This is a genomic window from Flavobacterium sp., from assembly GCF_050696275.1.
Classification (GTDB): Bacteria; Bacteroidota; Bacteroidia; order Flavobacteriales; family Flavobacteriaceae; genus Flavobacterium.
Map to the genome: position 1 here is coordinate 33,690 of NZ_JBOGUT010000033.1, position 7,148 is coordinate 40,837.

A 7,148-nucleotide genomic window follows, 5' to 3' on the forward strand; every position below is an offset into this window, starting at 1 on the left:
AACAATTAACAAAACAGACTATGAAAAAAATTACACTACTTGTTATTTTATGCTTTGGTTTTCACACATCCAATGCACAAAATACCTGTGCTACAGCACTACCCATTTCTGTCGGTACTTTTACTGCAGGAACAATTACCGGTTCACCTCCCCCAACATTATGTGCAGGGACAGGAAACGCAACAGCAGGACAATGGTATACCTACACCCCGACTCAAAATTATACGGTAACCATTACTACCGATTTAGTTGCAAACACTGGAAAAGACACCCGTTTTCATGTATACACAGGAAACTGCGCAGCATTAACCTGTTATTCAGGTGATGACGACAGCGGTATTATTGGAACTAACAGTTATTTATCTGTAGCTACCTTCAACGTTACAGGCGGAACTACATATTACATTGCCTTCGACAACAGATGGAGTTCCAGTGGATTTGATTGCCAGCTAATTGAGCAGCCTTTAGTTGTGCCACTTATTAGCTTTACTCCTCAAGCCATTCCAAGCAGTTCTACTATTTGCAGTGTTACGGATATGAATGGTGATTTTCTTGATGATATTGTAACAGTGCAAACCAATCAGATGACAGTGTTGACACAACAAGCGGCCGGAGGTTTTACTTCAGCCCTTTATGCCTTACCCGGACTAACTGCAAAACCGGATTGGAGTATTGCTTCAGGAGATTTTGATAAGAACGGATACAACGATGTGGTCTTTGGAAGCGGCAGCAGATTAACAGTCATAAGAGCGAATGCTACCGGAACCGGTTATACGGAAATCCCTTATCCTCAAGGAATTTTTACACAAAGAACTAATTTTATAGACATTAACAATGACGGTCATTTGGACTTATTTGCCTGTCATGATGTGGCGCAAAGTTATTCCTATAGAAATGACGGTACAGGCAACCTGGTGTTTGACACCACTTTTTTCCCAACATTAGCTGTTGGAGGGAACTATGCCTCTATCTGGTCAGACTATGACAATGACGGAGACATGGATATGTATTTAGCTAAATGCCGTGGCGGAGCACCGGTTGGAGATCCGCAAAGAATTAACCTTTTGTATAAAAACAACAGAGTAAGTGCTACTCCTTCTAATTCTTATACCGAATCAGGAGCTGCAGCCGGAGTAAACGACGGAGCCCAATCATGGTCGACAGCTATTGAGGATTTTGATAATGACGGTGATATGGATTTTCTTCTTTCTAACATTTCCGATACGAATAAGCTATACAAAAACAATGGAGACGGTACTTTTACAGATATCTACACTACAACGGGCATAGACGCTCAGGTAGGTTCTTGGGAATTACAGGCAGGTGATTTTAATAATGACGGCTGGATTGATTTCCTTTGGCAAAACAACAAGCAAATGTACCTTAATAACGGAAACATGACTTTTACCGGATTCACTTTGCCATTTAGCGAAGGCGGAATAGGCGATTTAAACCATGACGGTTTTCTGGATGTGCAATACGCAGGTACCGTTTATTACAATGTTCCTAATGCCAACCATTGGATTACGATAAACCTTCAGGGTGTACAGAGTAACCGAAACGGGATTGGAGCCAGAGTGGAAATTTACGGCGCTTGGGGAAAACAGATAAGAGAAATCAGAAGTGGTAACGGATTCAGCCACCAAAGCAGTTTGAATGCCCATTTTGGTATTGGAGCAGAAACAGCTATTACGAAAGTAATCATCAGATGGCCATCAGGAACTGTTGACACGATAGACAATCCTGCTTCGAATCAGGCTTTGCTTGTACTGGAAGGATCTACACTTGACGTAAAAAGTTTTGTTAATTCCGATTTTGCCGTATATCCTAATCCTGTAAAAGATATTTTGAATATCAAGGTTAAGAATGGTAATTCGATTCAAATGGTTCAGTTATTTGACCTGAACGGTAAGATGGTTCTGGATACTAAAGTAAAAGACGATGCTATTTCCGTTCATTCCTTAAGTAAAGGAACTTACCTTCTTTTATTGAGAGATGAAAACGGTAAAGATTACGCTCAGAAAATAATTAAAGAATAATACTTCTTTTATAAAAAAGAAAACCCGTCTTACAACAAGACGGGTTTTTTTATTGTCAGGATTGCGTTTAGAAAACACGCACTAAATTAAATCCGAAATAAATATCACCTTCTCCCCAGTCACCCGAAGTATTTCCTAAGAAACCTGCTTCGTGTATACCTTGTGAATTAGTAAAATGCATTTGAAAAACGTGCCCTCCGGTTTCAATATCGACACCCACAGACAGCGGATCCCTAAAAGGAGAAGTAGAAGACCTGTTCAAATGTGCCGCATAATCAAGGTTGATAGAAACCCTTTTGGAAATTTTATACCTTCCTCCCAGACCCAAAGCAACCTGGCTGTTGTCCTGATTATCATCGATTACAAAGTTCTCGTGAAAAAATGTCGGAGCAAACTCTAACGATAATTTCTCTGAAAACTTTCTGGAAACCAATAATTGGTTCACATAAATCAATCTGTTTTCGAATTTCATTTTCGGATAATTGGATTCCTTCAGCTGATTGTTGAAAGCAATGCTGTTAAACCCAGCAAGTGTAAAAGGAAAACCGTCCTGTTTTTGTGGCATAATTAAATATTTAGCCGAAAAATCATAAGCCTGTTCGCTCCTGCCGGCTGCCAAAGAAAACTTACTTGTGATACCATAAGCAAACTTGATCTGCGTTACAGCATTATCCAAACCGAAAAAGCCTTCGAAACCTTCTTTAACAGAAGCAAAACGATGCGCAACAACGAAATACAGCTCCTTTTTTCCCAGCATCTTTGTGGATTCAAGATTCACAATCTTCATAGCTTTAAAGGCCGAAACAACCTCTTTATTCGTATCGGTTGTATCAATTTGTGATAGTAAATCGTCTTGTGAAAGCACTATTTGAGACATCAAAATAGCTAAAAATGAGAAAATTATACGCATATGTTTGGTTTTACAGTTTAGATTATCCTAATTATTCGATGATGACACAATTGTCTAATTTACATTCTTCCAGTAATTCATCATAGCCGATGAAGCGCCCTTTTAAAGTGACCACTTCATTGACTTTAATGTCTTTAAAGTCATTCTTCTGGAAAGAAGAAAACAACTTTTCGTCGATAGTGATTGTATTTTGAGAAGTGTCAATCTGAGTTACTTTTCCTTTTATCTGAATGACTTTATCCAAGTACTTTTTATTGGCATTGCTTTCCTGTTGTTTGAACTCTCCCATTAACCCATATACGGAATTAACAGGGATAGCATTTTCATCTGCAAAATTCCTGTGCTCTTTATAAAGATAAGAATAACCCAGAAAACCCAGAACGACAACAGCAATTATAAAAATGATGAGCTTATTTTTCACTTTGGCACGATTTCTTACAAATTTAACAAAAAAACAAACCTAAATCATGCCTTTTTCGTAAATTTAACCAATAAACCTATTTTGAATATGAAAAAAAACATTTCAGCACTTGCTTTTATTCTACTGCTTATCACCACCTTCTCCTGCGCTAGTGACAGCGAATCCGATTTGACTATTCCTGCGCCTATCCTTGTTAAGTACAATACAGACGTTAGGCCTATCATTCAGGGAAACTGCATTCCATGTCATACCGACCCTCCGGTAAATGGCGCACCGATGAAGCTGACTACCTATGATGATGTAAAGTATGCCGTAAACAACCGCGGGCTTCTGGACAGGATCTCGAGACAACAGGGAGCACCCGGCATGATGCCTAATGGCGGAACCAGATTACCACAAAGCAAAATTGACATTATTATGAAATGGAAGGCGGACGGATTACTGGAATAATTTTTGATACTACTAAAGCGAATCACTTAAACCCTAATGAGATGAAGAATATAGCCTTTTTACTTATCAGTTTACTGAGTCTTACAACTGTCTTTGGACAAGACAAAGTGCTGACTAAAACCGGAAAAGTTACCTTTGAAGCTTCGGTACCATCATTTGAAGAAGTCAAAGCCAATCATAAAGCCGTAACCTGTATCCTGAATACTAAAACAGGAGAAATAGCTTCCCTGATATTAGTTAAAGGCTTTCAATTTAAGCTGGCTTTGATGGAAGAACATTTTAATGAAAATTATATTGAAAGCGATAAGTTCCCGAAAGCTACCTTTAAAGGAAAAATAGAAGACTTTGATTGGGATAAAATCACTTCACAGCCACAAGATTTTGTCATTAAGGGAAAAATTGAATTACACGGAAAATCAAAAGATATTGCCGTGAATTCAAAAATTAAAAAGACCGCTTCCGGTATTGAAATTACTTCCAGCTTCTCTCTGAATCCCGAAGACTTTGACATACAGATTCCGAGTTTGGTAAGAGCGAAAGTCGCTAAAAAAGTAGACGTGAAATTTGATTTTATACTTCAATAATCGCTTCTTCAAAAACTACTTCAGTAACTTCATTCAGCTTATTGATATGCAGGACCGTTCTCGAATTGTCTTTGCTGTTTTCGTACATCTGTACAAATTTGACTCCAAAAATCACCTCATCAAACGTATAGGAAGAACGGATGGCTACTGTGTTGCTGTACATTTCGTCGAAAGCCTTTAAATACATAATGATTTCCCCTTTATTATTTTTAAAATCTTCTCCGGTAAAGCCGTAAAGCGGACTTTCTTCCGTGATTGGATGTACCAATGTCCAGCTTAACGTCAGCGCGTTAATCTTATCATATTCTAAATCAAGAGAAAAAAACCGATTGACTTCCACCCCATTCTCTTTCACCTTCATACCCAGGGTTACTTTGGCTTCAGCATCAGTCAGGTTCGTATTTTTATAAGGAGCAATACGTATCATGAGTCCCTTTCCTTCCTGAAAAGGAGCAATAATGGCATTTTCAGAAAAAAGAATGTGCGCTTTAGGTTTACTGAATCTTCCGTAAAATAACCCCGTAGCAATGGCAAAACTTAATAATCCGAACAACGCTTCAACCGAAGCCACGAAACTAGCCCAAAACCCGGTAGGACTGATATGACCATAACCAACAGTAGTAAAAGTCTGAGCACTGAAGAAAAAAGCCTGCCCGAACTTATCTGCAAGCGAAGTCGCCACAATCCCATTAAGATGTTCTACTCCAATAAGACAGTAAACAACAGCAAAAAGGAAGTTAACAATGCCATAAAAAGCAAAGATAATAAACAAGAACTTGTAGCTGGAAATAGTAAGCATGGTGTGGTACCAGCTGATACTTTCAACAAATCCTATCCCTGATTTTCTGATGTTTGCCGTACCGTCTTTATTGATAAAACGACCTCCATAATTAGCTGCGTTTGAACCAAAACCAGTATTGGCATCTACTTTCAGTTTTTTACTCTTTTTCTTTAGAACAGACATATCACTCATTTAAATAATAACTGTAAATTTAGAAATTATTACCCATATTATTGACAAGCACTCTCTTTTTGCTTTAGCGAATACTGTCATTGAAGTGAATTTCAAACCAAAAAACATAAATAACTTAATTACAATAACTTATCTTTGATATCATCAAAACATTCTTTTTAAATTAAACTAAATCAGTATGAAATCAATTTACATGCTACTTGTTGGTATTTTCATATCAACGACTGTATTGGCACAAAATACTGCCCAAAAATTACTGGATGAAGGGAATGCATTATTCAGCCAGAAGAAATATCCTGAAGCCATCAAAAAATATGATGCCGCGCTTCAATCTGATCCTAAATCTGTTCCTGCATTATTTAAAAGATCGACGACCAAAGTAATTTTAAAAGATTACAATGGCGCTTTGGCAGATTTGGACAAAGCAGTACAATTAGATCCTAAAAACCCAGGAGTCTATCTGAATAGAGGAAATGTAAGGGGCAGCAGGAAAGAATATGAGCTTGCCATAAAAGACTATGATATGGCGCTGCAACTGGATCCAAAATCGGCTGTGGTTTATTATGAAAAAGGAGTGGCTGCTTTTTATTTGAAAAAATACGATGATGCTATCGCATTGTTTGGCAAATCGATTGAATTCCATAAAGAGAATGAGAAAAGTTATTATTTCAGAGGCAGAATATATGCTTCAAAAAAACAGCATGAAAAAGCGATTGCTGATTTCACCGAAGCCATTAAATTGAATACAAAATATGTAGATTTATACATGAGCCGTGGAGAATCTTACAGGTTAAGCGGAAAAATGGAATTAAGTATCAAGGATTTTCAGACTGCTATGCAAATGGATCCCGATAATTATCTGGCGGAAAACAACCTAGGTTACTTGTATACTGAAACTGGAGATCTTGATAAAGCTATCGCTGTTTTTAAAAAACTGATCGAGAAAAAGCCCAAAATAGGATACGCTTACAACAATCTGGGGTATCTGTTATTTAAAAAAGGAAAAGTTGCTGAAGGAAAGGAAATGATCTTGAAATCATTGGAACTGACCAATAATAATTCGTATGCCAATAAGAATCTGGCCGAAATTTACCTCTCGGAAAAAGACACTAAAAACGCCTGTCTTCAAATGGAAGAAGCTTTAAAAAAAGGGTACACAAAAGACTATGGCCCAGAAGTTGAAAAGTTAAAAGAGCAATATTGCAAATAAATACCGACTAACATTACTTTCATAACAACTAAAAACCTGAAAAATGAGCAACAGAGTAGTACATTTTGAAATTCCGTGTGACAATCCTGAAAAAACCATGGATTTCTTTAAGGAGGTGTTTGGCTGGAATTTTCAGCAATTTGGCACCGAAGACTATTGGTCTGTAATCACTGGCGACGATGCGTCTCCCGGTATAAACGGCGGACTGATGAAAAAGAAAGACCCAAGACAACCCGTAGTCAACTCCATTGAAGTACTAAACCTTGAAAAAGCGATAACAGCTATTGAAAAAGGCGGCGGAAAAATAGTAGTCCCGAAAATGGCCATTCCCACTGTAGGCTGGCTGGCTTATTTTACGGATCCTGACGGTAACATCCACGGAATATTTCAGAATGATTCAACTGCCACTATGTAAGAATAATTTATAAAAAAGCCCCAATCTGAATTAGACTGAACCCAAAAAGTTAGACAAATTTATAATTAATTTTGATAATAGTGAGCTCGATATTTTATCGGGCTCATTTTGTTTAAATTTGATTTGATTCTTTCATCATTATAATA

At 37.6% G+C, this 7,148-nt stretch carries 9 protein-coding genes; 5 read left to right on the top strand and 4 right to left on the bottom strand.

The window, feature by feature from the left end:
* Positions 1–20: 20 nt before the first annotated feature.
* Entirely contained in the window at positions 21–2,039 is a 2,019-nt protein-coding gene (locus ACRDEC_RS14630) for an FG-GAP-like repeat-containing protein (RefSeq protein ID WP_431499104.1), read from the top strand.
* 67 nt (positions 2,040–2,106) lie between these two features.
* On the opposite strand, the gene ACRDEC_RS14635 is transcribed toward ACRDEC_RS14630, so the two are convergent.
* Both ACRDEC_RS14635 and ACRDEC_RS14640 read right to left on the bottom strand, forming a co-directional pair.
* Complete coding sequence (locus tag ACRDEC_RS14635; protein WP_431499105.1) at positions 2,107–2,949, bottom strand: DUF5777 family beta-barrel protein; 843 nt, start codon at positions 2,947–2,949, stop codon at positions 2,107–2,109.
* A 31-nt stretch (positions 2,950–2,980) separates the two neighbouring features.
* Positions 2,981–3,370 (bottom strand): OB-fold protein, encoded by a 390-nt coding sequence (locus tag ACRDEC_RS14640; protein WP_431499106.1) that lies wholly within the window; start codon positions 3,368–3,370, stop codon positions 2,981–2,983.
* 87 nt (positions 3,371–3,457) lie between these two features.
* On the opposite strand from ACRDEC_RS14640, the gene ACRDEC_RS14645 reads away from it, so the two are divergent.
* Together ACRDEC_RS14645 and ACRDEC_RS14650 are read left to right on the top strand one after the other, a co-directional pair.
* A complete protein-coding gene (locus ACRDEC_RS14645; RefSeq protein WP_431499107.1) occupies positions 3,458–3,820 on the top strand; it encodes a hypothetical protein in 363 nt (120 codons plus the stop codon).
* Between the two features lie 41 nt (positions 3,821–3,861).
* The gene (locus tag ACRDEC_RS14650; protein ID WP_431499108.1) at positions 3,862–4,404 is read left to right on the top strand and encodes a YceI family protein; all 543 of its coding nucleotides are present in this window, start codon (positions 3,862–3,864) and stop codon (positions 4,402–4,404) included.
* Here ACRDEC_RS14650 and ACRDEC_RS14655 read toward each other — a convergent pair.
* On the bottom strand, positions 4,391–5,368 hold the full coding sequence (locus ACRDEC_RS14655) for an ion channel (RefSeq protein WP_431499109.1): 978 nt from the start codon (positions 5,366–5,368) through the stop codon (positions 4,391–4,393). The genes ACRDEC_RS14650 and ACRDEC_RS14655 overlap by 14 nt on opposite strands.
* A 187-nt stretch (positions 5,369–5,555) precedes the next feature.
* On the opposite strand from ACRDEC_RS14655, the gene ACRDEC_RS14660 reads away from it, so the two are divergent.
* Positions 5,556–6,587: a tetratricopeptide repeat protein gene (locus ACRDEC_RS14660; protein WP_431499110.1), complete on the top strand. Its 1,032-nt coding sequence runs from the start codon at positions 5,556–5,558 to the stop codon at positions 6,585–6,587.
* A gap of 43 nt (positions 6,588–6,630) precedes the next feature.
* Complete coding sequence (locus ACRDEC_RS14665) at positions 6,631–7,002, top strand: VOC family protein (RefSeq protein ID WP_431499111.1); 372 nt, start codon at positions 6,631–6,633, stop codon at positions 7,000–7,002.
* A gap of 65 nt (positions 7,003–7,067) precedes the next feature.
* On the opposite strand, the gene ACRDEC_RS14670 is transcribed toward ACRDEC_RS14665, so the two are convergent.
* Positions 7,068–7,148, bottom strand: an 81-nt coding sequence (locus tag ACRDEC_RS14670) for an IS3 family transposase (RefSeq protein ID WP_431497621.1), incomplete at its 5' end; no start/stop codon positions are given.

Excerpts from the sequence above, each read along its gene's own strand:
- ACRDEC_RS14665 (WP_431499111.1), top strand. The coding sequence starts at position 6,631 with ATGAGCAACAGAGTAGTACATTTTGAAATTCCGTGTGACAATCCTGAA.
- ACRDEC_RS14630 (WP_431499104.1), top strand. The coding sequence starts at position 21 with ATGAAAAAAATTACACTACTTGTTATTTTATGCTTTGGTTTTCACACA.
- ACRDEC_RS14650 (WP_431499108.1), top strand. The coding sequence starts at position 3,862 with ATGAAGAATATAGCCTTTTTACTTATCAGTTTACTGAGTCTTACAACT.
- ACRDEC_RS14635 (WP_431499105.1), bottom strand. The coding sequence starts at position 2,949 with ATGCGTATAATTTTCTCATTTTTAGCTATTTTGATGTCTCAAATAGTG.
- ACRDEC_RS14660 (WP_431499110.1), top strand. The coding sequence starts at position 5,556 with ATGAAATCAATTTACATGCTACTTGTTGGTATTTTCATATCAACGACT.
- ACRDEC_RS14645 (WP_431499107.1), top strand. The coding sequence starts at position 3,458 with ATGAAAAAAAACATTTCAGCACTTGCTTTTATTCTACTGCTTATCACC.
- ACRDEC_RS14655 (WP_431499109.1), bottom strand. The coding sequence starts at position 5,368 with ATGTCTGTTCTAAAGAAAAAGAGTAAAAAACTGAAAGTAGATGCCAAT.